This is a genomic window from Xanthomonas sp. JAI131, from assembly GCF_013410075.1.
Classification (GTDB): domain Bacteria; phylum Pseudomonadota; class Gammaproteobacteria; order Xanthomonadales; family Xanthomonadaceae; genus Xanthomonas_A; species Xanthomonas_A bonasiae.
Genome location: NZ_JACCCN010000004.1, coordinates 434,519 through 459,110 on the forward strand (window position 1 = coordinate 434,519; position 24,592 = coordinate 459,110).

17 protein-coding genes are annotated in these 24,592 nt (G+C 70.7%); 8 read left to right on the forward strand and 9 right to left on the reverse strand.

Features of this window, described 5'->3' with window-relative positions; genetic code table 11:
* Positions 1–335: 335 nt before the first annotated feature.
* Genes HDC36_RS18350 through HDC36_RS18370 form a run of 5 tightly spaced genes read right to left on the reverse strand, consistent with a single transcriptional unit; the run spans position 336 to position 10,249 of the window.
* On the reverse strand, positions 336–3,080 hold the full coding sequence (locus HDC36_RS18350) for a glycoside hydrolase family 3 protein (RefSeq protein WP_255432806.1): 2,745 nt from the start codon (positions 3,078–3,080) through the stop codon (positions 336–338).
* A gap of 3 nt (positions 3,081–3,083) precedes the next feature.
* Positions 3,084–4,760 (reverse strand): glycoside hydrolase family 43 protein, encoded by a 1,677-nt coding sequence (locus HDC36_RS18355; RefSeq protein ID WP_179570556.1) that lies wholly within the window; start codon positions 4,758–4,760, stop codon positions 3,084–3,086.
* A 29-nt stretch (positions 4,761–4,789) separates the two neighbouring features.
* On the reverse strand, positions 4,790–6,049 hold the full coding sequence (manD, locus tag HDC36_RS18360; RefSeq protein WP_179570167.1) for a D-mannonate dehydratase ManD: 1,260 nt from the start codon (positions 6,047–6,049) through the stop codon (positions 4,790–4,792).
* 10 nt (positions 6,050–6,059) lie between these two features.
* Complete coding sequence (locus HDC36_RS18365; RefSeq protein WP_179570169.1) at positions 6,060–8,051, reverse strand: sialate O-acetylesterase; 1,992 nt, start codon at positions 8,049–8,051, stop codon at positions 6,060–6,062.
* Entirely contained in the window at positions 8,048–10,249 is a 2,202-nt protein-coding gene (locus HDC36_RS18370; protein ID WP_255432807.1) for an alpha-glucuronidase family glycosyl hydrolase, read from the reverse strand. The genes HDC36_RS18365 and HDC36_RS18370 overlap by 4 nt, the downstream gene beginning before the upstream one ends.
* Before the next feature lie 182 nt (positions 10,250–10,431).
* Here HDC36_RS18370 and HDC36_RS18375 point away from each other — a divergent pair, with 182 nt between their 5' ends.
* Complete coding sequence (locus HDC36_RS18375; protein ID WP_179570171.1) at positions 10,432–11,508, forward strand: LacI family DNA-binding transcriptional regulator; 1,077 nt, start codon at positions 10,432–10,434, stop codon at positions 11,506–11,508.
* 26 nt (positions 11,509–11,534) lie between these two features.
* On the opposite strand, the gene xylA is transcribed toward HDC36_RS18375, so the two are convergent.
* Positions 11,535–12,875, reverse strand: a complete 1,341-nt coding sequence (gene xylA / locus HDC36_RS18380) for a xylose isomerase (protein ID WP_179570173.1) — start codon at positions 12,873–12,875, stop codon at positions 11,535–11,537.
* Positions 12,876–13,396: 521 nt separating this feature from the next.
* On the opposite strand from xylA, the gene ttcA reads away from it, so the two are divergent.
* The 3 genes from ttcA to HDC36_RS18395 all read left to right on the forward strand — a co-directional run bounded on the left by ttcA (position 13,397) and on the right by HDC36_RS18395 (position 16,758).
* Positions 13,397–14,272, forward strand: a complete 876-nt coding sequence (gene ttcA, locus HDC36_RS18385; protein WP_179570175.1) for a tRNA 2-thiocytidine(32) synthetase TtcA — start codon at positions 13,397–13,399, stop codon at positions 14,270–14,272.
* Positions 14,273–14,404: 132 nt separating this feature from the next.
* Positions 14,405–15,313: a recombination-associated protein RdgC gene (locus tag HDC36_RS18390; RefSeq protein WP_179570177.1), complete on the forward strand. Its 909-nt coding sequence runs from the start codon at positions 14,405–14,407 to the stop codon at positions 15,311–15,313.
* A gap of 665 nt (positions 15,314–15,978) precedes the next feature.
* Positions 15,979–16,758: a SprT family zinc-dependent metalloprotease gene (locus HDC36_RS18395; protein ID WP_179570179.1), complete on the forward strand. Its 780-nt coding sequence runs from the start codon at positions 15,979–15,981 to the stop codon at positions 16,756–16,758.
* 770 nt (positions 16,759–17,528) lie between these two features.
* Here HDC36_RS18395 and HDC36_RS18400 read toward each other — a convergent pair.
* The 3 genes from HDC36_RS18400 to hemH all read right to left on the reverse strand — a co-directional run bounded on the left by HDC36_RS18400 (position 17,529) and on the right by hemH (position 21,829).
* Entirely contained in the window at positions 17,529–19,709 is a 2,181-nt protein-coding gene (locus HDC36_RS18400; RefSeq protein ID WP_179570181.1) for a methyl-accepting chemotaxis protein, read from the reverse strand.
* Between the two features lie 321 nt (positions 19,710–20,030).
* Complete coding sequence (locus HDC36_RS18405) at positions 20,031–20,873, reverse strand: alpha/beta hydrolase (protein WP_179570183.1); 843 nt, start codon at positions 20,871–20,873, stop codon at positions 20,031–20,033.
* On the reverse strand, positions 20,870–21,829 hold the full coding sequence (hemH, locus tag HDC36_RS18410) for a ferrochelatase (protein ID WP_179570185.1): 960 nt from the start codon (positions 21,827–21,829) through the stop codon (positions 20,870–20,872). Before hemH ends, HDC36_RS18405 begins: the two co-directional genes overlap by 4 nt.
* 164 nt (positions 21,830–21,993) lie before the next feature.
* Here hemH and HDC36_RS18415 point away from each other — a divergent pair, with 164 nt between their 5' ends.
* The 4 genes from HDC36_RS18415 (at position 21,994) to tatC (ending at position 24,513) form a co-directional block, all read left to right on the forward strand.
* Positions 21,994–22,899: a YSC84-related protein gene (locus tag HDC36_RS18415; RefSeq protein ID WP_179570187.1), complete on the forward strand. Its 906-nt coding sequence runs from the start codon at positions 21,994–21,996 to the stop codon at positions 22,897–22,899.
* An 87-nt stretch (positions 22,900–22,986) separates the two neighbouring features.
* Positions 22,987–23,214, forward strand: coding sequence for a Sec-independent protein translocase subunit TatA (tatA, locus tag HDC36_RS18420; protein ID WP_179570189.1), 228 nt, complete (start codon positions 22,987–22,989; stop codon positions 23,212–23,214).
* A gap of 16 nt (positions 23,215–23,230) precedes the next feature.
* Positions 23,231–23,773, forward strand: coding sequence for a Sec-independent protein translocase protein TatB (tatB, locus tag HDC36_RS18425; RefSeq protein ID WP_179570191.1), 543 nt, complete (start codon positions 23,231–23,233; stop codon positions 23,771–23,773).
* Positions 23,770–24,513, forward strand: a complete 744-nt coding sequence (gene tatC, locus HDC36_RS18430; RefSeq protein WP_179570192.1) for a twin-arginine translocase subunit TatC — start codon at positions 23,770–23,772, stop codon at positions 24,511–24,513. Before tatB ends, tatC begins: the two co-directional genes overlap by 4 nt.
* The last annotated feature ends 79 nt before the right edge of the window (positions 24,514–24,592 follow it).

Genomic DNA, 24,592 nt, shown 5'->3' on the forward strand with positions numbered 1-24,592 from the left:
CTGAAGTCCCTCCCACAGTGGAGCTGAGGCGCGCTGGTGGTTGGTCGGTCAGGCGGTCGCGGCTGAAGCCGCTCCTACAGTGGAGCTGAGGCGAGCTGGTGGTTGGTCGGTAAGGCGGTCGCGGCTGAAGCCGCTCCTACAGGGGAGTTGAGGCGGGCTGGTGGTTGGTCGGTGAGGCGGTCGCGGCTGAAGCCGCTCTTACAGGGGATCGTGGGGGCCGGCGGGTGATCGCGGGGGGCGGTGCCGGGTCGGTGACGTGCGTGGGGCTGATCTCGGTCGTCCGCGCCCGCTCTTTCGGTGGTGCGCGCGTTGGCTGCTCGCACCACCGATCGCGGTCACTTGCGCGGCTTTGCCTCCGCTCCGGGTGACGGCTGCACGCTGAAGCGCTGGCGCACGCGCACGTCGCTGCTGGAGGCGCCGACCTGCAGTTCGTAGTCGCCCGGGTCCACCACGTAGGCCTTGCGCGCTTCGTCGTAGATGCGCAGGTCGGTCTGCGGGGAGATGGCGAAACTTACTTCGCGGGTTTCGCCGGGTTGCAGGGCGATGCGCTGGAAGCCGCGCAGTTCCTTGGTCGCGCGGTCGCGCTTCGGCGACAGCGGGTGCAGGTACAGCTGCACCACTTCGTCGCCGGCGCGCTGGCCGGTGTTCTTCACCTTGAGCGTGGCGTGCAGGTTGCCGTCGGCCGCGAGCTTGCTGCGGTCCAGGCGCAGGTCGGAATAGGCGAACTGGGTGTACGACAGGCCGTGCCCGAACGGGTACAGCGCGGTGCCGGCGAAATAGCGGTAGGTGCGGCCGCGCATGGCGTAGTCGTCGAACGCGGGCAGCTTTTCGCTTTCCTTGTAGAACGTCACCGGCAGGCGGCCGCCGGGGTTGGCGTCGCCGAACAGCACGTCGGCCACGGCGCTGCCGCCGCGCTGGCCGGGGTACCAGGCCAGCAGAATCGCCGGCACGTGCTGCTGCGCCCAGTCGATGGCCAGCGCCGAGCCGGTGGTCAGCACCGCCACCACCGGTTTGCCGGTGCCCTGCAGCGCTTCGAGCAGGTCGCGCTGCGGCTTGGGCAAGCGCAGGTCGGTGCGGTCGCCGCCGGCGAAGCCGGGATAGTTGACCTTCATCTCCTCGCCTTCCACGTCGCCGGTCAGGCCGCCGACGAACACCACCACGTCGGCGCGGCGCGCCGCGTCCAGCGCGTCCTGCAGCGGCGGCTTGGCGCCGGGCTGGCGCCAGGCCAGGCGGATGCCAGCATCGCGCTCGCCTTCGTAGTACTCCAGGCGCAGGTCGTAGCTGCGTCCGGCTTCCAGGCGCACGTCGACGCCGTCGGCGTGCAGGCGGTCGCTGGCGCTCCAGCGGTCGATCAGGCGCTTGCCGTCCAGATACAGGCGCACGCCGTCGTCGGCCGCGGTTTCCAGGTGGTAGGTGCCGGTGGCCGGCGGCACCAGCTTGCCGCTCCAGCGGATGCTGAAGTTGTCGGCCGGGATGGCCTGGTCCGGGCCGGCTTCGCCGCGCGCGAGCAGGTTGTCGGTGGGCGAGCCGCGGTCCCATTTGAACCCGATCTGCGCATCGGTGCGCACCAGCGCCGGGGGGCCGGACAGGTCGCGGTTGCGGAAGTATTCGCCGCGCAGGCCGCGCTCGGGCGAATCGGCCGACGGACGCAGGTACTGCGGCTCGATCAGCGGGGTGGCGGCGGGATCGTCGCGGCCTTCGACCAGGTCGGCGCCGCGTGCGTACAGCACTTCGGCATCGGGCGCGGCCTCGCGGATGCCCTGCAGCACGGTGACCGGCGCGGCCGGGGTGCCGTAGTAGTTGCCGAGCAGCGCCATGGTGTCGTCGGCGGTGGGGCCGATCACGGCGATGCGCTTGATCTTCGCGCGCGACAGCGGCAGCACGCCGTCGTTCTTCAGCAGCACCAGCGATTCGCGCGCGGTGCGCCGCGCCAACGCGTCGTGTTCGGGCGACTGGTTGGCCGAGATGGGAATCTGCGCCCAAGCCAGTTTTTCCGGCGGATCGAACATGCCCAGGCGCATACGCGAATACATCAGCTTCTGCAGTGCCTTGTCGACTTCGGCTTCGCTGATCAGGCCCTTGCGCACGGCGGCCGGCAGCGTCGAGTACTCCTCGCCGCATTCCAGCTCGGTGCCGTGCTTCACCGCCAGCGCGGCGGCTTCCTCGCGGGTGGCGACGATCTTGTGGTTCTTCCAGATGTCCACGATCGCCCAGCAGTCGGACACCACGTAGCCGTCGAAGCCCCAGCTGTCGCGCAGCACGTCGCGCAGCAGGAACTTGCTGGCGCTGGCCGATTCGCCGAACACGCGGTTGTAGGCGCCCATCACCGAATCCACCTTCCCTTCCTTGACCAGCGCTTCGAACGCCGGCAGGTAGGTCTCGTAGAGATCGCGCTGCGACGGGTGCGCGTCGAAGTGGTGGCGGTCGGCCTCCGGGCCGCTGTGCACGGCGAAGTGCTTGGCGGTGGCGTCGAGCTTGCGGTAGGCCTCGCCCCGCGCGTTCTTCGGCACATCCGCGCCCTCGCCCTGCAAACCCTGCACGAAGGTCACGCCCATGCGCGCGGTGAGGAACGGATCCTCGCCGTAGGTCTCCTGGCCGCGGCCCCAGCGCGGGTCGCGGAAGATGTTGATGTTCGGCGACCAGAACGTGAGCCCCTGGTAGCGCGCGTGCTGATCGTGGCGCAGGGCCTCGTGGTGCTTGGCGCGCGCCTCGTCGCTGATCGCGGTGGAGACGTCGTGCATCAGCGGCACATCGAACGTGGCCGCCATGCCGATCGCCTGCGGGAACACGGTGGCGCCGCCGGCGCGGGCCACGCCGTGCAGCGCCTCGTTCCACCAGTCGTAGGCCGGCACGCCCAGGCGCGGGATCGCCGGCGCGGCGTTCTGCATCTGCGCGGCTTTTTCCTCCAGGGTCATCCGCGACACCAGGTCGGCGGCGCGCTGCTCGAAGCTGCGCTGGGTGTCCAGGTACGGCGGCGGCGCTTCGGCGGCGGATGCCGCGCACGGCGCGATGGCCAACAGCAACGCCAGCGTCGCGACGCGGCGGCCACGTCCTTGGTACGGCGCAGTCTCGGTGTGCATTGCCTACTCCTTGCTGGATCGATCCGGTTCGCGGCGGGCGTACGGCCCGAGGGTGGTGCCGGTGAAACCGCCGGCCACGGCCGTGCTGAGCATCGCCGCATCGTCGTCGCGGCGCAGCCACTGCCAGTCCTGGCCATCGGCGGCGAAGGCGAAGGCATAGCGGCCGCCGTCGCCGGCGATCTTCAGGCGCAGTGCGCCCTTGGCATCGACCGTCCTGCGCGCGACGGTGGTGGTGCGCTTGCCGTCGCGCTTGTCGAGGAACACTTCGGCGCGCCCGCCGCGGCGGCGCACGCCGAGCACGTACCAGGCATCGGCATTCTGGAACGCGGCCAGGCCGGCGACCAGGCCCGGCTGCGCCGGTATCTGCACGGCGGTGCTGGCGTCGAAGCGCGTGTGCTGCTGCCGGTAGCCCAGGAACGCGGGATTGCCGCTGCCGTCCAGGCCTTGCGCATCGGGTTGCAGCGTCAGCCAGCCCGGGCGCGCGCGCGGGTCGAGCCATTCGCGCTTGGGCGTGCGCAACAGCAGCCAGCGGGGATCGCGCTGCGGTGCATCGAAGCCATCGCGCCAGGTGAAGTTGCCGGTCAGCGGTGCTGTATCGGCGTCGGCGCGCATCCCTGCAGGCCCCGGCGCGACATAGGGAATCGGCTGCCCGGCAGGCAGGATCGACGGCCAGCCGTCGTGCCAGGTCACCGGCAGCAGGAAGGTCTCGCGGCCGGTGTTGTAGCGCTCGCCCGCGTACGGGCGGCTGGCCAGGAACAGCGCCCACCACTTCCCGTCGGGGCCTTCGACCAGGTCGGCATGGCCGGCGTTGCTGATCGGGTCGGCGCGTTCGGCGGGCAGGTCGCGCTGGGTCAGGATCGGATTGTGCGGCGCCGGCACGTACGGCCCCCACGGCGTGCGGCTGCGCAGCGCCACCTGCGAGTGCTGCGGGCCGGTGCCGCCTTCGGCGCAGGACAGCACGTACCAGCCGTCGCGCTTGTACAGGTGCGGGCCCTCGATCCAGATCGGCTTGCTGGCCAGATCGGTGCCGCCGTTGACCAGCACCTTGCGCGGGCCGACCGGCTGCATCCGCGCCAGGTCGAAGCGCTGCATCCAGATCGCGCGGTGGCCTTCGTACAGCGGCGCGCCGTCGGGCGGGCCGTTGTTGAGCAGGTAGGCGATGCCGTCGTCGTCGAAGAACAGCGACGGGTCGATACCGTCGATGTCCGGCAACCAGTGCAGCGGCGACCAAGGCCCGGCCGGGTCGTCCGCCGTGGCGATGAAGTTGCCGCCGCTGTCCACCGCGGTGCCGACCACGTAGAAGCGGCCGTCATGGTGCGCGATGCTGGCGGCGAACATGCCGCGCGACACGCGCAGCCCGTCGTAGTCCAGTTGCCCGGCGCGCTCGACGACGTTGCCGACCTGCCGCCAGTGCACCAGATCGCGGCTCTCGAACACCGGGAGCGCCGGGAAATAGGCGAAGGTGGAATTGACCAGGTAGTAGCGATCGCCGGCGCGGACGACGCTGGGATCGGGATAGAAGCCGGCCAGCACCGGATTGCGGTAATGGCCGGGGGGCAGCGGCGTGGCGAACACCGCGTCGTCACCGCGGTACTCGAACCAATCGAATTCGGCGATGTCGGCGGCCCGCCCGCGCTGCGCCGACGCAGCCTGCATCGCCACGACACACAGCAGCGCCACAACCAGTGCGCGTCCCCAGCGCATGCGCCTCACCAGTCCCACATTGCGCCGTCTTCCAGCCGCGCCACCGGCAGCTGCTTGGGCGCGTACGGATAACGTGCAGCCAGGGTTTCGTCGATGTCCACGCCATGCCCGGGCGTTTCGCCGCAATGCAGGCGGCCGGCGTGGAAGGTGTAGTCGTGCGGGAACACCGCATTGGCCTCGTCGGAATGGAACATATATTCCTGGATGCCGAAGTTCGGCACCCAGGTGTCGAAGTGCAGCGCCGCGCCCATGCACACCGGCGACAGGTCGGTGGCGCCGTGGAAACCGGTGCGCACCTGGTGCAGCGCGGCGAAGTCGGCCAGCCGGCGCACGTGGGTGATGCCGCCGGCGTGCACGATGGTGGTGCGGATGTAGTCGATCAGCTGCTGCTCAATCAGGTGCTTGCAGTCCCAGATCGAATTGAACACCTCGCCCACCGCCAGCGGCGTCACCGAATGCTGGCGGATGGTCTCGAACGCGCGCTGGTTTTCCGCAGGCGTGGCGTCTTCCAGCCAGAACAATCGGTATGGCTCCAGGTCGCGCGCCAGCCGCGCCGCCTCGATCGGGGTCAGGCGGTGGTGCGCGTCGTGCAGCAGTTCGATCTCGTCGCCATGGTCGGCGCGCAGCTGTTCGAACAGCTTCGGCACCACGCTGAGATAGCGCGGCGTGGACCACACGGTCTCGGTCGGCAACTCGCTCTCGGCCGGTTCGTAGGGCTTGCCGCCGCTGGAGATGCCGTAGGTCTTCTTGATCCCGGGCACGCCGCATTGCGCGCGGATGGCGATGAAGCCGAGTTCGCGGAAACGGGCGACCTCCTCGCTGGTCTCGGCGATGTCGCGGCCGTTGGCGTGGCCGTAGACCAGCGCGCCTTCGCGCGAGCGCCCGCCCAGCAGCTGGTACAGCGGCATGCCGGCCATCTTGCCGAGGATGTCCCACAGCGCCACGTCCACCGCGGCAATCGCGGTCATCGTCACCGGCCCGCGCCGCCAATAGGCGCCGCGGTAGAAGAACTGCCAGATGTCCTCGATGCGGCCGGCGTCGCGGCCGATCAGGTTCGGCACCACGTGATCCTGCAGGTAGGACGCCACCGCCAGTTCGCGGCCGTTGAGGGTGGCATCGCCCAGGCCGTACACGCCGGAACGGGTGACGATCTTGAGGGTGACGAAATTGCGCCCCGGGCAGGTGACGATGACCCGCGCCTCGACGATCTCGCGATCGCGGGCCGAGCCTTGGGCGGAAGAAGCGCTATCGGAAGTCTGGGTCATCGCGGATCGCTCACGGGGAAGAAGCCGCGGCCGCACGGGTCGCGGACGGGAGGGAAAGCTCGAACGGACCGGCCGGCAGCCCGGCGCGATCGAACAGGGTGCACACCGGGCTGTCGGCCCAGCAGTAGCGCACGCGGGTAGGCGCGGTGCCGGCGGGCACCGGCAGGCGCACGCTGCGGCCTTGCAGTTCGACCTGCGCGTAGCGGCAGCTGGCGGATGACGCGCCGCACAGTTCGAACCCGATCGGTGCGTCCGCGCTGTAGGCCTGCAATGCGCCATCGACGTCGTCGAAATCGACGACCAATGCCGCGCCATCGCGACGCAGCGCATGCGGCACCGGCCCGGACGGCGCCAACGCCTCGCCATAGACCACGTGCCGGGCCGCGCGCGCCAGGCGCCGGCCGAGTTCCTGCTTGTTGGCCGGATGGATGTCGTAGCGGTCGCCGATGTCGATCGCCACCGCCAGGCCGGCATGCGGATCGGCGGCGACGAAGCGCCGTTGCGCCTCACGCAGCTGCGCCCAGCCGCTGTCGCCCGGCTGGGTGGGCGGCGCGCCGTAATTGGCCAGCTGCACCAGCAGCAGCGGCAATTGCGCGCCGAAGCGCTGCCGCCAATCGCGCTGCCAGGCGTCGAGCAATGCCGGATAGCCGGCCGCATCGCCGGTATTGGATTCGCCCTGGTACCACAGCACGCCGCGCAGGCCGACCCGGCCCAGCGGCGCGATCATGCCGTTGTACAGCGTGGTCAGGCCCGCGGCCGAGGACCACGGCGCGCGCGGCGGCGTGCCCAGCTGCGGCGGCACGATGCGGTACTGCCATCCGGCCAGCGCCACCCGGCTGCCGTCGCCCAGTTGCAGCTGCTGCGCCTGCGCGTCGCCGAGCAGGCCGCCGCGGCGGTAGCTGTTATACACGTTGACCACCACGGTGTTCTTGCCCGCATGCAGCACGCCGCGCGGCAAGCGGTAGCTGCGCGGCTGGTCGGCGCCGTAGCTGCTGCCCACCGCCCGGCCGTTGACCCAGGTCTGGTCGAGTTCGTCCACCGGCCCCAACGCCAGCGTCGCCTGCTGTTTCGCTTGCTCGGCGCTCAGCGTGACCGTGCTGCGGTACCAGACCATGCCGTTGAAATTGACCAGCTGCGGTACGCCCCAGTCGTCCCAGGCGCCCAGCGCCGCAGGCGCGTCGCGCCAGTCGCCGCCTGCATCGTCCGGCTGCCACGGCGCGCCGCTGCCGTGCGCGCGCCACCACGTTTCCCACAACGTGCCCCAGCGCGGCGCCGCCTGCTGCGAATCGATGGAGTAGCGCGCCAGCACGTCCAGCGCCGGCGCGTTGCCGTCCACCTTGCGCAGGGCCGCATCGCCGATCCACGCCTGCATCTGCGAACCGCCCCAGGAGGCGTTGATCAGCCCCATCGGCACGTCCGCGGTCTTGCGCAGTTCGCGGGCGAAGTAATAGCAGGCCGCGGAGAACGCGCCCACCGTCTCCGGCGTGGTCGGCTGCCACGCGGTCGCGCCGCCGAACTGCGCCTGCGGGGTTGGGCTGGACTGCGCCGGCACCTTGAACATGCGGATCGCCGGCTGCTGCGCATCGGCGATCTCGCTGCGCGTATCCAGCGTGCGCTGCACCGGCAGCTCCATGTTCGACTGGCCCGAGCACAGCCACACGTCGCCCAGCAGCACGTCGTCGGCGCGCTGCACGCGGCCGTGCGCGGTGCTGGCCTGCAAGACGTACGGCCCGCCGGCCGGCAACGCCGCCAGCTGCGCCTGCCAGCGGCCCTGGCGGTCGGCGCGCGCCTGCACGCGCTGCTGCGCCAACTGCACGGTCACCGTCTCGCCGGCCGCGGCCTGCCCCCAGACGCGGATCGGCGCATCGCGCTGCAGCACCGCGTGGTCCTGGAACAGGGCATTCAACAGCGGCGCGTCGTCGGCATGCGCGAACGCGGGTACGCACAGCGCCGCCAGCAGCAGGCGGCGGGCGATGTGGACAGCGGAACGGTGCGGCGTCATTTCGGATTTCCCGGTGCGTACGGAAACGACAGCGATTGGTAATACGCCAGCGGATGCGGCGGCGGCGCGATGCCTGGCGGCAACGCACGGCCCGACACCTGTTGCCAGTAGGCGATGCTGGCATCGCGCCACCACTGCGCCTCGTGCTGCTGGATCGCCAGGAAATCGGCGACCTGGCGATAACGTTGCGCATCCACGTACGGCGCCAGCCCGGCCCAGGTCGCACGCATCCGTGCCACCTCGGCCACGCCGTGGTCGTAGCGGCCGAGCAGCGCGTTCCACAGCGGCTGGCCCGAGGCCATGCGGTGGTCCCACGACACGTGGTGGAACCACAGCAGGTAGTCCTCCGGCACCGTGCGCACGTCGCCGAAGCGGCGTGCCAGCCGCGGCGCGTACTGCGCCACCGCGTTGCTGCCGGTCGCGCTGCGGTCGAAGCCGATGCCGTTGCGGTCGGCGCGGTGGTAGTACACCGGGTCCCAGTCCGGCCGCGCGCTGCCCGCATCCCACGGCGCCGGGCCGTAGTGGTGGCCGCGGCCCATCAGGTGATGCAGGCCGAGCGGGGTCATGTAGTCGACCGCCGCCTGGTGCGAGGCCATCATCATGCCGACCACCGGTGCGACCAGCGCCGGATCGTTGCCGAAGGTCATCCGCACCCAGTCCTCGGCGATGGCCTGCGCATCGCCCTGCGGATCCCAGGCCAGCCGCCCGAACGCGTACCAGTTGGCCTGGTCGAAGATCGAGCCGCACCAGTTGCGGTCCGCGCCGATGTTGGCGACCCCGGCGATGCCGCTGAGCACGTGCCCATCCACGGCGCCCTCCACCACCCGCGCCACCGTCGCGCGCTTGCCGCGCCGCGTGTCGGATTGCAGGGTTTCCTGGTACAGCGTACCCAGGTAGACCAGGTGGGTGGCGAAACCCAGGTACTCCTTGGTGATCTGGAACTCCAGCATCAGCGGCGTCTTCGGCATCGCCCCGAACAGCGGGTGGAACGGCTCGCGCGGCTGGAAGTCGATGGCGCCGTTCTTGACCTGCACCACCACGTTGTCGCGGAATTTCCCATCCAGCGGCACGAACTCGCTGTAGGCCTGCTTGGCGCGGTCGTCCGGCTGCTCGTGCGAATAGACGAAGGCGCGCCACATCACCACCCCGCCGTGCGGCGCCAGCGCGTCGGCGAGCATGTTTGCGCCGTCGGCATGGCTGCGCCCGTAGTCTTGCGGGCCGGGTTGGCCTTCGGAATTGGCCTTGACCAGGAAGCCGCCGAAATCGGGAATGCGCGCGTAGATCTCGTCCGCCTTGGCCCGCCACCAGCCTTGCACCGCCGGATCCAGCGGATCGGCAGTGCGCAGTCCGCCGATCTCGATCGGCGCGCTGAAGCGCGCGCTCAGGTACACGCGGATGCCGTACGGGCGCAGCGCCGCGGCCAGCGCCGCGGTCTTGTCCAGGTATGCCGGGGTCAGGCTCACCGCCTTGGCGTTGACGTTGTTCAGCACCGCGCCGTTGATGCCGATCGAGGCGTTGGCGCGCGCGTAGTCGGTGTAGCGCGGGTCCACGTAGCCGGGCAGTTTCTGCCAGTCCCAGAGCGAGGCGCCGGCATAGCCGCGTTCGACCACCCCGTCCAGGTTGTCCCAGTGATCGAGCACGCGCAGCTTCACCCGTGGCGCATCGCGCAGCGCCAGCGGCGCCGGCGCCTGGCCGGTCTGCAGCAGGCGCAGGAAGCGGAACGCCGCATACAGCGCGCCGCGCTCGCCACCGCCGACGATCGCGGTGACCGGGCGCCCCTCGACCACCACGCTGCGGATCAGGTAGCCCTCTTCGCCCAGGCCGCGCGTGTCCAGCCGCAGCCGCGCGACCGCCGGCGTCGCCTGGGTGCCGAGCACGATCGCGCCGGCACGGTCCGCGCTGGCCGCCAGCGGCGGCTCGGCGCCGAGCAGGCCGCCCAGGCCGCGGCGCAGTTCGTCGCGCGCGGCCCGCTGCATCGGCGTGTCGGCATCCGCCACCAGCTGCGTGGCGACCGCGCGCCATGGCGCGGCCTGCGCCTCGGCCAGCGGCTGGTAGCGCAACCATAGATCGTAGCCGTCCTCGGCCTGCGCCACGGCGATCGGCAATAAAAACGCCAGCCACAGGCAGGCACTGCGCAGCCAGCCGCCGCGCAACGGACGCCGACGCTGCAGCGCGCGCAGCCGCGCGTGGCCGCTCATGCGCGCCCCCGCCGGCACGGCGCCGGCGCACGCCTGCGGTCGCCGCCCACCCGGCTTCCCGGTACCATGCAGGCGTCACTCGTGTCGGGATCCACACCGTGTCGCGGCGCCGCCGCACACGCGGCTTGCGCAGCATGTCCCCGGTCGCGAGCCACGCCCGCAAGCCAACGAAGAGGCGCATCTTGGAGAAGGTCAGGAAATCGGTTCGCCGCAAGAGCCTCGCCGTGACCATCGACGAGGTGGCCGCACTGGCCAAGGTCTCGCCGATGACCGTGTCGCGGGTGATCAACGGCCAGGGCAACGTGCGCGACAGTACCCGCGAGCAGGTCATGCGCGCGGTCGACACGCTCGGCTACACGCCGAACCTGGCGGCCAGTGCGCTGGCCGCCGCGCAGAGCACGCGGGTCGCGCTGATCTACAGCAATCCCAGCGGCGCCTACCTCGGCGAGCTGCTGGTCGGGGTGCTGCGCGCGGCCTCGCGCACCTCGATCCAGGTGGTGATGGACTACTGGGACGACCTCGGCCCGGAAGCCGAACGCAAGGCCGCGCGCAAGCTGGCCAAGAGCGGTGTCGCCGGGGTGATCCTGCCGCCGCCGCTGTGCGAATCGGATGCGGCGATCCGCGAGCTGGTGCGCGCCAAGGTGCCGGTGGTGGCGATCGCCTCCGACCGCTTCAGCGACCAGGTCGCCTGCGTGCGCATCGACGAATTCAACGCCAGCAAGGACATTACCGCCTACCTGATCGCGCAGGGCCACACCCGCATCGGCTACATCGCCGGCCGCTCCAACCTGTCGGCCAGCGCGCGCCGCTTCGAAGGGTTCCAGGCGGCGTTGGCCGAAGCCGGGCTGCGCCTGGACCGGCACCTGCTGCAGCCGGGCGACTACACCTACCGCTCCGGCCTGGACGCCGCCGAGAAACTGCTGTCGCGCCGCCATCGGCCCAGCGCCATCATCGCCAGCAACGACGACATGGCCGCCGCGGCGATCTCGGTCGCGCACCGGCGCGGCCTGGACGTGCCGCGCGACCTGTCGGTGGTCGGCTTCGACGACACCTCCGCCGCGACCACCGTGTGGCCGGAACTGACCACCATCCGCCAGCCGATCGCGGCGATGGCCGATGCGGCGATCGACATCCTGTTGCGCAGCATCCGCAGCAAGGAACGCACGGCCCGGACGAAGATCGATCATGTGCTCGCTCATCAGCTGGTCAAGCGCGATTCGGTGGCCGCACCGGCCGCCGCGCGCGCCGAACGGCGCTGACGCGGCGGCGGGCGGCAGGGTCCGCATCAGCGGATCAGGTACTGGTTGATCAGGTTCTCGTAGGCTTCCTGGCGGCCGCTGACCTGCTTGGGTGCGCCGGCCTTGGCCGCGTGCGCCGCCAGGTCCGCCAGCGTGCTGCTGCCAGCCGCGAACGCCGCGCCGGCGCCGCTGTCGAAGCTGCTGTAGCGCTCGGCGCGCCACTGCTCCAGCGGCGAGGAGGTCAACAGCGCATGCGCCACTTCCAGCCCGCGCGCGAACGCGTCCATGCCGCCGATGTGCGCCAGGAACAGATCCTGCGGATCGGACGACTCGCGCCGCACCTTGGCGTCGAAGTTCAGCCCGCCCGGCGCCAGCCCGCCCTGCCGCAGCACCACCAGCATCGCCCCGACCGTGTCGTACAGGTCGGTCGGGAACTGGTCGGTGTCCCAGCCGTTCTGCGGATTGCCGCGGTTGGCGTCGATGCTGCCGAGCAGGCCGGCGTCGCTGGCCACCTGCAGGTCATGCTCGAAGCTGTGGCCCGACAGCGTGGCGTGGTTGGCCTCGATGTTGAGCTTGAAGTCTTTGTCCAGGCCGTGCTGGCGCAGGAAGCCGATCACCGTGGCGCTGTCGAAGTCGTACTGGTGCTTCATCGGCTCCATCGGCTTGGGCTCGATCAGGAAATTGCCGGTGAAGCCGATGCTGCGGCCGTAGTCGCGGGCGATGGTCAGAAAGCGCGCCATGTTGTCCTGCTCGCGCTTCATCTGCGTGTTGTGCAGGCTGGCATAGCCTTCGCGGCCGCCCCAGAACACGTAGTTCTCCCCGCCCAGCTCGACCGTGGCCTCCAGCGCCGCCTTGACCTGCACCGCCGCGCGCGCGACCACGTCGAAGTCCGGATTGGTCGAGGCACCGTTCATGTAGCGCGGATGCGAGAACAGGTTGGCGGTGCCCCACAGCAGCTTGATGCCGGTGTCGGCCTGGCGCTGCTTGGCGATGCCGACCATGTGCTTGAGGTTCTTCTCGTACTGACCGACCTCGTCCGCGTCCGGCGCCAGGTCGATATCGTGGAAGCAGTAGTACGGCACGCCGAGCTTGGTGAAGAACTCGAACGCGGCATCGGCCTTGGCCTCGGCACGGCCCAGCGCGTCGCTGCCGGCGTCCCACGGATAGGCGCGCGTGCCCGGGCCGAACGGATCGGCGCCGTTGCCGCAGAAGCTGTGCCAGTACGCCACCGCGAAGCGCAGGTGCTCGGCCATGGTCTTGTCGCCGATGCGCTTGTTCGCGTCGTAGACCTTGAAGGCGAGCGGGTTGTCCGAGGCCTTGCCTTCGAACGCGATGCGGCCGATGCCCGGGAAGTATTCCTTGGCGCCGATGTAGACGGAGTTGCTCATGGGAAGTGGAATCCTGTCGAGTGGGAGGAACAAGCAGACGTGGGTTCGGCCGCGGCGGCGGCGGCGGGCAGCGGGATGGACCCGGGCGCGCATGGATCGAGCAGCGCCGGCCCGGACGTGCGCACGGCGCGATCGCCAAGGCCGGCCCGTGCACCTGTCGCGCGAATGCTGCAGGCGCGGTCCCGGGCGGCATGCAGGCGCCGCATCCGGTCGCCTGCGCGCCTGGCGCGCCGCGCCATACGCGAGGTTATGGTAGCGCTACCAGAAACCGCGCTAAAAAAAGCTTCGCTGCGGAGGGAAGCCGACGGGGCCATTAGATGCGGTTCGCAAGCCGGGGGACAGGCGGACTTTACCCAGCCCATCGGCGAAACGCTTGCTGCGCTGCGCCATCCGCGCGCGCGGCGTGCGCGCCAGCACAGTGCGACACGCCGGCAGCAGTGTGGCCGCGTGGCGATCGCGCGCGGGGAGCGCATCCGTCGCGCGCAACGCGCTTTGGGTCGCGCCGACTACAATGCGCGCCGATGACCCCTACGCCGCTGCCGCTGCCGCACCACCTCGCCGATCCCGCCCCGCGCGACCGGCGCACGCCCTCGGCGCTGGGCAAGCGCCTGTGCCGGCAGGTGGGCCAGGCGATCGCCGATTTCGGCATGATCGAAGCCGGCGACAAGGTGATGGTGTGCCTGTCCGGCGGCAAGGACAGCTACACCCTGCTGGACATCCTGTTGCAGCTGCAGCGCAAGGCGCCGGTGCCGTTCGAGCTGGTCGCGGTGAACCTGGACCAGAAGCAGCCCGGCTTCCCCGCCGAGGTGTTGCCCGACTACCTGCGCACGCTCGGCGTGGCCTGGCACGTGATCGAGCAGGACACCTACTCGGTGGTCAGCCGCGTGGTGCCCGAGGGCAAGACCCTGTGTTCGCTGTGCTCGCGGCTGCGCCGCGGCGCGCTGTACCGGTATGCCGCCGAAAACGGGATCAGCAAGATCGCGCTGGGCCACCACCGCGACGACCTCGTCGCTACCTTCTTCATGAACCTGTTCTTCCACGCCAGGCTCGCGGCGATGGCGCCGAAGCTGCGCAGCGACGACGGCCGCCACGTGGTGATCCGGCCGCTGGCCTACGTGCGCGAGGCCGACATCGCCGAGTACGCACAGGCGCGCGGCTTCCCGCTGATCCCGTGCACGCTGTGCGGCAGCCAGGAGACCCTGCAGCGGCGCCAGGTCGGGCTGATGCTGCAGCAGTGGGACCGCGAGCATCCCGGCCGCGTCGAGCAGATCGCGCGCGCCATGGGCAACGTGCAGCCGTCGCAGCTGGCCGACCCGGCGCTGTTCGATTTCCGCACGCTCGGCGCTGCCGATGCCCCGCCAGCCATGGGCTGGCCGCTCGACGACGACGACGCATGAGGCCGCCGCCGGCGGTGCGCGCGCGCCGCTGAACCGCGCGTTGCGGTATCCGGGCGGGAGCGATGCGACAATGCCCGCCGCCCACCCTGCGCACGGCGCCGGGCCGTTCCGTTTCCTTCTGCTGGATGCTCGATGTTCTTTCGCAACCTGACCCTGTTCCGCTTCCCCACCACCCTCGACTTCTCCGAGATCGACAAGCTCCTGCCGGAGGTGCAGCTCAAGCCGGTCGGCCCGCTGGAAATGAGCTCGCGCGGCTTCATCTCCCCGTTCGGCCGCGACGAGCACGAAGTGCTGTCGCACCGCATCGCCGAGTTCCTGTGGCTGACCGTCGGCGGCGAGGACAAGATCCTGCCCGGCTCGGTGGTCAACGACCTGCTCGAGCGCAAGGTCGCCGAGATCGAGGAGAAGGAAGGCCGCCGGCCCGGCGGCAAGGCGCGCAAGCGGCTCAAGGACGACCTGATCCACGAATTGCTGCCGCGCGCCTTCGTCAAGTCCTCGCGCACCGACGCGATGCTCGACCTGCAGCACGGCTATGTCGCGGTGGACACCTCCAGCCGCAAGACCGGCGAGAACGTGATGTCCGAGATCCGCGGCGCGCTGGGCAGCTTCCCGGCGTTGCCGCTGAACGCGGAAGTGGCGCCGCGCTCGATCCTGACCGGCTGGATCGCCGGCGAGCCCCTGCCCGAAGGCCTGAGCCTGGGCGAGGAGTGCGAGATGAAGGATCCGATCGAAGGCGGCGCGGTGGTCAAGTGCCAGCACCAGGAACTGCGCTGCGACGAGATCGACAAGCACCTGGAAGCCGGCAAGCAGGTCACCAAGCTGGCGCTGATCCTGGACGACCACGTCTCCTTCGTGCTCGGCGACGACCTGGTGATCCGCAAGCTGAAGTTCCTCGACGGCGCCCTGGACCAGCTGGAGAACGCCGACCAGGACGGCGTGCGCGCCGAACTGGACGCCCGCTTCGCGCTGATGAGCGCCGAGGTGCGGCGCCTGTTCCTGCTGCTGGAAGAGGCGCTGAAGCTGAGCAAGGCGGAGACCTGAGGCGAGGCCGGCAGCGCGCCGCTCGGCTTGCCGGTTCCGCTCGTCGCGACGGAAGTCGCTCCCACAAGGGTGGATCGCCAAGCCGGTCATCTGCACTGCAGGCATGCGCTTCAGCCCCCGACGGACTAGGAAGTCGGCCGACTCCGCCACTCCGCTCGTCGCGGCTGAAGCCGCTCCTACACAAGCCGCGCACCTGCCGGCCGGGTGCCCTGTAGGAGGGGCTTCAGCCCCGACCGGCAGCTACCGAAGCCGGACAACTTCCCGACTTCGCTCGTCGCGACTGAAGTCGCTCCCACATGGGGCCTCGGCACGCTCGCTGGGTGCACTGTAGGAGGGGCTTCAGCCCCGACCAGCAGCTGCCGAAGCCGGACAACTTCCCGGCGCCGCTCGTCGCGGCTGAAGTCGCTCCCGCAAGAGGCCTCTGCAAGCTCGCTGGGTGCACTGTAGGAGGGGCTTCAGCCCCAACCGGCAGCTACCGAAGCCGGACAACTTGCCGGCTTCGTTCGTCGCGGCTGAAGCCGCTCCTACAGGGGCCGCGGCGTACGCTGCTCGGCTCCACTGCCGAACGCTCCGGCGGCGACGGTGACGAAAATTCAGCTGAAGCATGCAGCGCGATCGGTGCACGCTGTCACCGTGCGCGCGCGCATGAGCGGTATGCTGTGCGCATGCCCGATTTCCTCCGTCGCCTGATCGCGCCGCCCGCAACGGCCGTCGAACGCGACCTCGTCCGCCTGCGGTTGGACGAGCGCGAGATCGAGGTGCTGCGCGTGCGCGACCCGCGTGCGCGGCGGATCAAGCTCAGCGTCGACGAACGCGGCGCGCGCCTGACCCTGCCGCTGCGCGCCAGCCTGGTGTCCGGCGAGCGCTTCCTGCTCGAACACCGGCACTGGCTCGGCGAGCAGCTGGCGCGCTATCAGGAAGACGACAACGAACCCGGCCTGCAGCGCGGCGTGCCAGGCTGGTTGCCGCTGCGCGGCGAACGCCTGCCGCTGCGCTGGAGCGAGGGCCGCTACGCGCGGCTGCAGGTCGATGCCGAGGGCGCACAGCTGCAGTTGCCGGCGCGCGCCGGCGATGCGGCGATCGCGCGCGCGCTGCGCGAGTTCTACGAAGCGCAGGCGCGCGCCGATGTCGGCCGCTGGTTGCCCAAGTACCTGCCCTCGCTGCCGCGCGCGCCGGCGCGGGTGCGGCTGAAGGTGATGTCCTCGCAATGGGGCTCGCTGGCGCCGGACGGCTCGATGGCGCTGGATCTGGCGCTGGTGCTGGGACAGCCCTCGGCGTTCGAGTACGTGCTGGTCCACGAGCTGTGCCACCTGATCCAGGCCAACCACTCGCCCGCGTTCTGGCGCGAAGTGGAAGCGCGGTTCCCGGCCTGGCGTGCCGAGCGCGACTATTTCCACGCGCATGGGCGGCGCCTGAAGGCGCAACTGCGGCGGCTGTTGAGCTAGGGCGTCTCGCGCGCCGTCGTTGCGCGCGCACGAGGCAAGGAAACGCAGAAGCATGGGGCTGTTTCAGCCCGGACGCTGACCCAGCGCCTGGCACGGGGACAGCCGCTCGCAGAAACGGTCTTACAGGTCGCGATGCACAACGAAATCGTCGCCGGACACCAGCGACTGCACCCGGCACAGGGATCGCCCTCGCGTCGCCGACCACGCGGTTGGCCGCGGCGCAGTGAACCGGTGCGGCGCAGCACCGCCCTGCCGGCACAATGCGCCACGGTGGCGAGGCAGGCAGTCGCGACAGGCCGGGTGAATCCGGCGGCGTTCGGGAACGGATCGTTCGCCTCGAGGCGCGCAGCGCCGTGGCGATGGACAGATTCGGAGAAAACGGAAGGACGGCGGGTTTCGCCTCAGCGCTGCGGAAGAAGAACTCCATGCGCAGCGCCCGGCAGGCCCCCTCTCCCCGCCTACCTCACACCTGGCGCGACCTCCGGCACCAGCGAACGATACGGTCCGAGCGGCACTACGCCGGCATGTCAGGACGCCGGGATCGGGCCGCGTACGCAAGACGTATCGCGTCTATGCCTGTTTTGTCGGCAGGCGTGGCGGGAACTTAAGCGAAATTTTTTCTACACACAAGCTTCACGAACACCGTGTAGGCGACGCATTCAGCCGCCAGCGGCCATCCCCGCGCGCTGGCCGTCCTGGGCGCTCCGGCAGCGCCGCGCAGGCGGAAAGCCCCCGTGCACGACGCCACCGCGCGACCACGCGGTGCCCGGCTAGGCGCCGACGGCCAGGTCGAGCTCGGCCGGTGCCGGAGCGGCCATGGCGGGCCGCTGTCGCGGCGCCTCGGCGCGCGCCTGCAGCCGGAACACCGCCACCGCCGCGGCCAGCGTGCCGGCCTGCTGTTCCAGCGCATGCGAGGCCGCGGTGGCCTGTTCCACCAGCGCCAGGTTCTGCTGCGTGGTGCGGTCCATCTGCGCCATCGCCTGGCCGACCTGTTCGATGCCCGCCGACTGCGCCTGCGAGGCCACCGCGATCCCGGCCACGACGTCGTTGACCTCGCCCACCGAGGCCAGCACCCGGCCCATGGTCTGGCCCGCGCCGTGGACCTGCGCCGACGCCACCGCGACCCGGGACAGGGAGGCCTCGATCAGCGTCTTGATCTCCTTCGCCGCCCCGGCCGAGCGCTGCGCGAGCGCGCGCACTTCGCTGGCGACGACGGCGAAGCCGCGGCCCTGCTCGCCGGCGCGCGCCGCCTCCACCGCCGCGTTCAGGGCCAGGATGTTGGTCTGGAACGCGATGCTGTCGATCACCGCGATGATCTCGCCGATCTTGCGCGACGAGCACTGCACGCCCTGCATCGCCGCCACCGCTTCGTCGATCGCCGCGCCGCCCTGGCGCGCGACCGACGCCGCGGCGGTCGCCAGCTGGTTGGCCTGGTCGGCGTGCGCGGCGTTCTGTTTGACCGTCTCGGTCAGTTGCGCCGCCGATGCCGCGGTGCGCTCCAGCGCGCCGGCCTGCTCGGCGCTGCGGCGCGACAGGTCCTGGTGCCCGCCGGCGATGGCGCCGGCCTCGCTGTCGATCGCCGCCGCCGCCTGCTGGATGCCGGCCACGATCCCCGCCAGCTGGTCGGCGGTGGCGTTGGCGTCGTCGCGCATGCGCGCGAACACGCCATGGAATTCGCCGTGCATGCGCACGCCCAGGTCGCCGCAGGCGATCGCGCGCAGCAGCGTCGACAGCGCGCCGAGGTTGCCGTCCACGGTAGCCATCAGCTGGTTCAGGCTTTCCAGCATGGTGCGGAAATCGTGCTGGTGGCGGCCGACGTCGCCGCGCGCGCTGAAATCGCCGGCCGCCGCGGCCGCCGCCAGGTGCCAGATGTCGCGGTTGAGCGCGCCGAGGTTGGCCTTGATCGCGTCCATGGTGTCGGAGATCGCCGCCTGCTCGCCGGGCAGGCGCGGCATGTCCTCGCTGAGGTCGCCGATGGCGTAACGCTGCATCAATGCAACGGTGGACTGCACCGTGCCCACGTGCAGATCGACCAGCGCATTGGCGTCGTGCAGCAGTTGCCCGTATTCGCCCGGGAACCCCGCCGCGTCGCTGCGGTGCGCGACCGCGCCGGCGGCGTGGCGCTGCGCCATCTGCCGTTGCTCGGCGAGCACCGCGCGCAGCTGCGCCTGCATGGTCTGCATGCTGCGCAGCAGCTCGGCGGCCTCGTCGTTGCCGTGCACCGGCAACGGTGCGTCGAGACGGCCGGCGGCGATCGCCGCGGCGATCCGCGTCCCTTCGCGCAGCGGCCGCACCAGGCTCTGGGTGATGCACCAGCCCAGCCAGGTGGCCACCGCCAGCAGCAGGCCGCCGCCGATCAGCAGCATCCAGCGCGCGCGGGCCATCGTCGCCACCGCATCGACATAGGCCTGGTCGCTGAGCGTGCGCAGGTGCGCGGCATTGCGCTGGATCGCCTGCTGCCAGTTCGCCAGCAGCGGCTGCAGCGTGTACAGGTGCAGGGTCTGCGCGTCCAGGTTCTGGTTGTCGGCGGCCAGCGCCAGCACCTGGGTCTGGAACGGCTGCACCTGGACATAGGCCTGGTCGATCGCGGCACGGCGCTGCGCGCCGGTGCGGTCGGCCGGATCCAGGCGCATCGCGAACAGCTTGCGGCGCACCTGCGCGTAATCGCGCGCGGCCTGGCCGATCGCGCGCACGATCTCCCGCTTCTCGTCGGGGTTGGTCAGGATCACATCGTTGAGCAGGCCGATTTCCAGCCGCGCCTGGGCGGTGACCATGGCATCGGACAGGCGGATCTTCTCCATCTTGTCCAGGCTGATGTCGTCGAGTTGGTGGCGCGCCATGGCCATCGAGGCCAGGCTGGCGACGATCAGTGCGCCGCAGAGCAGCAGCAAGGCCGCGAAGGCGAAGGTCAGTCGAGGACCGACTGGATAACGACGGAGGAGACGGATCATCGGGGCGGGGAGAGGTTCGGGCGCAATTGCCCACGCGTACCCTGGCCATCAAGCTTTACCGAAACGCGACCGGCCTACGACAACATGGCGAACTGTGACGCCGGGTGGATCGCAACCGCGGCGTGCCGCGCGTCCCAAGGCGTGTATCGGCGGCGATGCCGGAAACTTGAGCGGGCGCACGCGACCTCCGCGCACGCGTCGGCGTCCACACGCGTGTGCTGGACGTGCGACGGCATCGGCTCGGGCCAGCGGCGCAGCGTCCCGCTGCGGCTGTCGCGCGATGCAGCGGTGGCAGGGCGGCGAACGGCGCCGGCCAGCAACTCAGAAGAAGTCGCGCAACAGCGCCGCCACCGCGGCCGGCTGCTCCATGTGCAGATGGTGGGTGCCCGGCAGCAGGTGCACGCGGCCATGGCGAAGCAGCGCCGCGCGCTCGCTGCGCAGCGGCTCGGGGAAATACGGTTGCGCCGGGTCGGCGTAGATCACCCGTGCCGGGCAGTCGATGCCGGCCAGCAGCGCCTGCACCTGCGCCTCGCTCAGCCGCACCGCGGTGGGCAGGGTCAGGCGCCGGTCGCTGCGCCACACGTAGCCGCCCTCCACCGCCTCGACCCCGCGCTCGACCAGCAGCCGCGCCGCCGGCTCGCTGAGCTGGTTGGCCTGCATCCGCGCGCGTACCGGTGCGGCTAGGTCGGGGAACACGCGCAGCGGCGCGCTGTTGGCGCGGCGGGTCGCGGCAACGCTGTCGCGCAGCCGCTCCAGCGTGCCCTCCACGGTCTCGGCCAGGCCGCCGAGCATCTCGATCGCGACCAATTTCTCGACCCGCTGCGGCGCCGCCGCGGCCAGGGTGCTGGCGATCGCCGCGCCCATCGAATGCCCGATCACCGCAAAGCGCTCCCAGCCCAGCGCGTCGGCTGCGTCCAGCAGTGGATGCAGCGCGCTGGTCAGCAGGTAGTCGGCGCCGGCCGGCAGGGCGTCGCTGTGGCCGTGGCCGGGCAGGTCCAGCATCACCAGGTCCAGCTGCGGCAGCTGCACGCTCAGCGGCACGAAGCTGGCGGCGTTGTCCAGCCAGCCGTGCAGCGCCAGCACCTTCGGTCCGTGCGGATCGCCGCTGCGCAGCCCGGCCAGCGTGCCCACCCGCGACGGGCAGGCGAACGTGCGCAGCGTCATGCGGCGCGGGCAGCCAGCTGCGCCAACGCGCGCGCGTGCGCCGGGGCGTCGTTGAGGCAGGGGATGTAGCGCACCTGCATGCCGCGCGCGGCGCAGGTCTCGACGAAGCCCATCGCCACTTCCTCCAGCGTTTCCAGGCAGTCGGTGGCGAAGCCCGGGCAGATCACGTCGACCCGCTTGGTCCCCTGCTCGGCCAGCTGCCACAGGCTCGGCTCCGCATACGGCTGCAGCCAGCGCTCGGCACCGAAGCGCGACTGGTAGCCGAGCTGCCATTCGCCGGCGCCCAGGCCCAGTGCCGCGGCGATCGCCTGCGCGCTGGCCTCGCAAAGCTGCGGATACGGGTCGCCATTGTTGGCCACGCGCTGCGGCAGGCCATGGAAGGAGAAGAACAGGGTCTCGCCGCGGCCGTGCTGCGCCCAGTGCGCGCGCACGCTGTCGGCCACCGCCTCGACCCAGGCCGGGTCGGTCGGATAGTCCTCGATCAGGGTCACCGGCAGCTGCGGATTGCGCGCCTGCCAGGCCTGCACCACGTCCTCGATCGAGGCGGTGGTGGTGGTCGAATACTGCGGATACAGCGGCAGCACCACGATCCGGCGCACGCCGCCGTCGCGCAGCGCGTCCAGTGCCGGCGCCAGCGCCGGGGTGCCATAGCGCATCGCCCAGGCCACGCGGTGCCCGGGCAGTTCGCGCTGCATGCCCTCGGTCAGGCGCCGGGTGTAGACCGCCAGCGGCGAGCCTTCCGGCAGCCACACCAGCGCGTATTTCTCCGCCGAACGCGGCGAGCGCCGCGGCAGGATCACCCAGTTCAGCAGCGGCCACCAGAACAGCTTGGGGATGGCCACAACGCGTTTGTCGCCGAGGAACTCGGCCAGGTAACGGGCGACCGCAGGCGCGGTCGGCGCCTCGGGCGTGCCTAGATTCACCACCAGCACGGCGGTTTCGGGTGCGTCGCTCATGCATACATTGTGGCAGAGCCGCCTGCCGCGCGTGTCGCGATCGTGTCTATCGCAACGATCGACACGCCCGCGTATTGCGGTGGCACTCATTGCCGATTCATTGCGCTGTGACTAAGTTCAAGGACTTGCAGTATCTTGCTGCGGACCTATTTCGGAAGCCCGCCATGCCCCGCCTGCCGCGCCTCGCCCTGTTGTTGAGTACCACGCTGTTCGTCGGCCACGCCGTGGCCGGCCCGGAAGAAGACGAGCGCGCCCGCAACGCGCTGCGCGTGCTGACCGACATCCAGGAGATCCCGGAGCAATCCATCCCCGACAAGCTGCTCGACGAGGGGCGCGCGATCGTGGTGATCCCGGACACGCTCAAGGCCGGCCTGGTCATCGGCGGCCGCCGCGGCCACGGCCTGATGTCGGTCAAGCGCCCCGACGGCACCTGGTCCAATCCGGTGTTCGTCAAGCTCACCGGCGGCAGCATCGGCTTCCAGGTCGGCGTGCAGTCCTCCGACGTGGTGCTGGTGTTCCGCAACGACCGCAGCCTGGACAACATCGTCAACGGCAAGTTCACCCTCGGCGCCGATGCCGGCGTCGCCGCCGGCCCGGTCGGGCGCAACGCCTCCGCCGCCACCGACGGCCAGCTCAAGGCCGAGATCTGGTCGTGGTCGCGCGCGCGCGGCCTGTTCGCCGGCGTGGCGCTGGACGGCGCGGCGCTGCAGATCGACGATGCCGCCGACCTCAACGTGTACGGCAGCAACACCACCCCGCGCATGATCTTCGAAGGCCGCACCACCGGCCTGCCGTCCAACGACGTGGTCGCCTTCCGCGACAAGCTCGAGGAAGCCACCTACGCCGCGCGGCAGAACCGCGGCACGGACAGCGCCGGACGCGCCGCCATGGGCCCGCCGCCGCCGCGGCCGCAACCTTCCGCACAGGCCGCACCGCCGCCGGTGGCCGAACCCGCCGACGGCGCCAGCACCGCGCCGCTGCAGGCGCCACCGCAGACGCCGCCGCAGCAGGGCTTCCAGCCAGTGTCCGAGGGCGAGATCCGCACCGAGTCGCTGGACGGCAACCGCTAGAATCCGCGGCACGGCATGCCGCACTGAACGCACCGCGGCGCGGTGCGTTATCCTCCTTATTCCTTACGACTTCTCTGCGAGCGGATCATGGGCGGTTTTAGCATCTGGCACTGGCTTGTCGTGCTGGTGATCGTGCTGCTGGTGTTCGGCACCAAGCGGCTGACCAGCGGCGCCAAGGATCTGGGCAGTGCGGTCAAGGAATTCAAGAAAGGCATGCGCGACGAGGACAAGCCCGCCGGCCAGCTCGGCGACGAGTCGCGCAGCAGCGAGCAGTCCCGCGAGACCCAGGCCGAGCGCGACCGCGACGCGCGCTGAATAGGACGCTGTCGGCGTGTTCGATATCGGATTCAGCGAACTGCTGCTGATCGCAGTGGTGGCCCTCGTGGTGCTCGGCCCGGAACGCCTGCCCAAGGCCGCGCGCTTCGCCGGCCTGTGGGTGCGCCGCGCGCGCGCGCAGTGGGACTCGGTGAAGCAGGAACTGGAGCGCGAACTGGAAGCCGAGGAACTCAAGCGCAGCCTGCAGGACGTGCAGGCCTCGCTGCGCCAGGCCGAATCGCAGTTGCGCGACAGCGGGCAGCAGCTGCAGCGCGAGACCGACGCGCTGCGCCGCGAGATCGACCCGACCGGGCCGGAACCGCTGGCCGAGGGCGCGCCTGGGGCCAGCGCACCGACGACGACGCCAGCGCCGGAACCACTGCCGCCGTCCGGCGCTCCCGCCGCCGACCACGCGGTGCCGGCTACCACGCCAGCCGCGCCGACCGCGCATGCGCACGCGCCAAGCGAGGCGCCGGCGCCCGCCGCGCACGACCCTGCCCCCACACCGCCGGCGCCTGGCGCCGCACCGCCCAACGGCGACCCTGAGGCGCCGCGATGAATCCGGAAGCCGAAAGCAGCCTGATCGAGCATCTGGTCGAATTGCGCGCGCGCCTGGTGCGCGCGCTGATCGGCCTGGGCGTGGTGGTGCTGGCGCTGCTGCCCTTCTCCAAGCCGATCTACACCTGGCTGGCCGCGCCGATGCTGGCGCAGCTGCCGATCGGGCAGAGCGTGATCGCCACCCACCCGGCCGGCGCGGTGTTCGCCCCGCTCAAGCTGACCTTCTTCGTGGGCGTGTTCATCGCCGTGCCGTGGCTGCTGTACCAGGCCTGGGCGTTCGTCGCCCCGGGCCTGTACCAGCGCGAGAAGCGCCTGGCATTGCCGCTGCTGGCCTCGGCCGTGCTGCTGTTCTACGTGGGCTGCGCCTTCGCCTATTTCCTGGTGCTGCCGGCGGTGTTCCACTTCCTGACCACGTTCAAGCCGGACATCATCCAGCTCACCCCGGACGCCGGCGCCTACCTGGATTTCGTGCTGGCGATCTTCTTCGCCTTCGGCGCCAGCTTCGAGCTGCCGGTGGCGCTGGTGATCCTGGCCCTGCTCGGCTGGGTCACCCCGCAGCAGCTGCGCGAAGGCCGCGGCTACGCGGTGGTCGGCATCTTCGTGCTGGCCGCGGTGCTGACCCCGCCGGACGTGGTCTCGCAGCTGATGCTGGCGATCCCGATGTGCCTGCTGTACGAGATCGGCATCATTGCGGCTAGTGCGGTAACCAAGAAGCCGTCTGAAGCAGAGATTCGGGATTAGGGATTGGGGATTCGCAAAGGCCGGGGCGGCCGCGCCTTCGCCACGTAGCGCGGCTCCAGGAACCTCAGGCTTCGTCAAT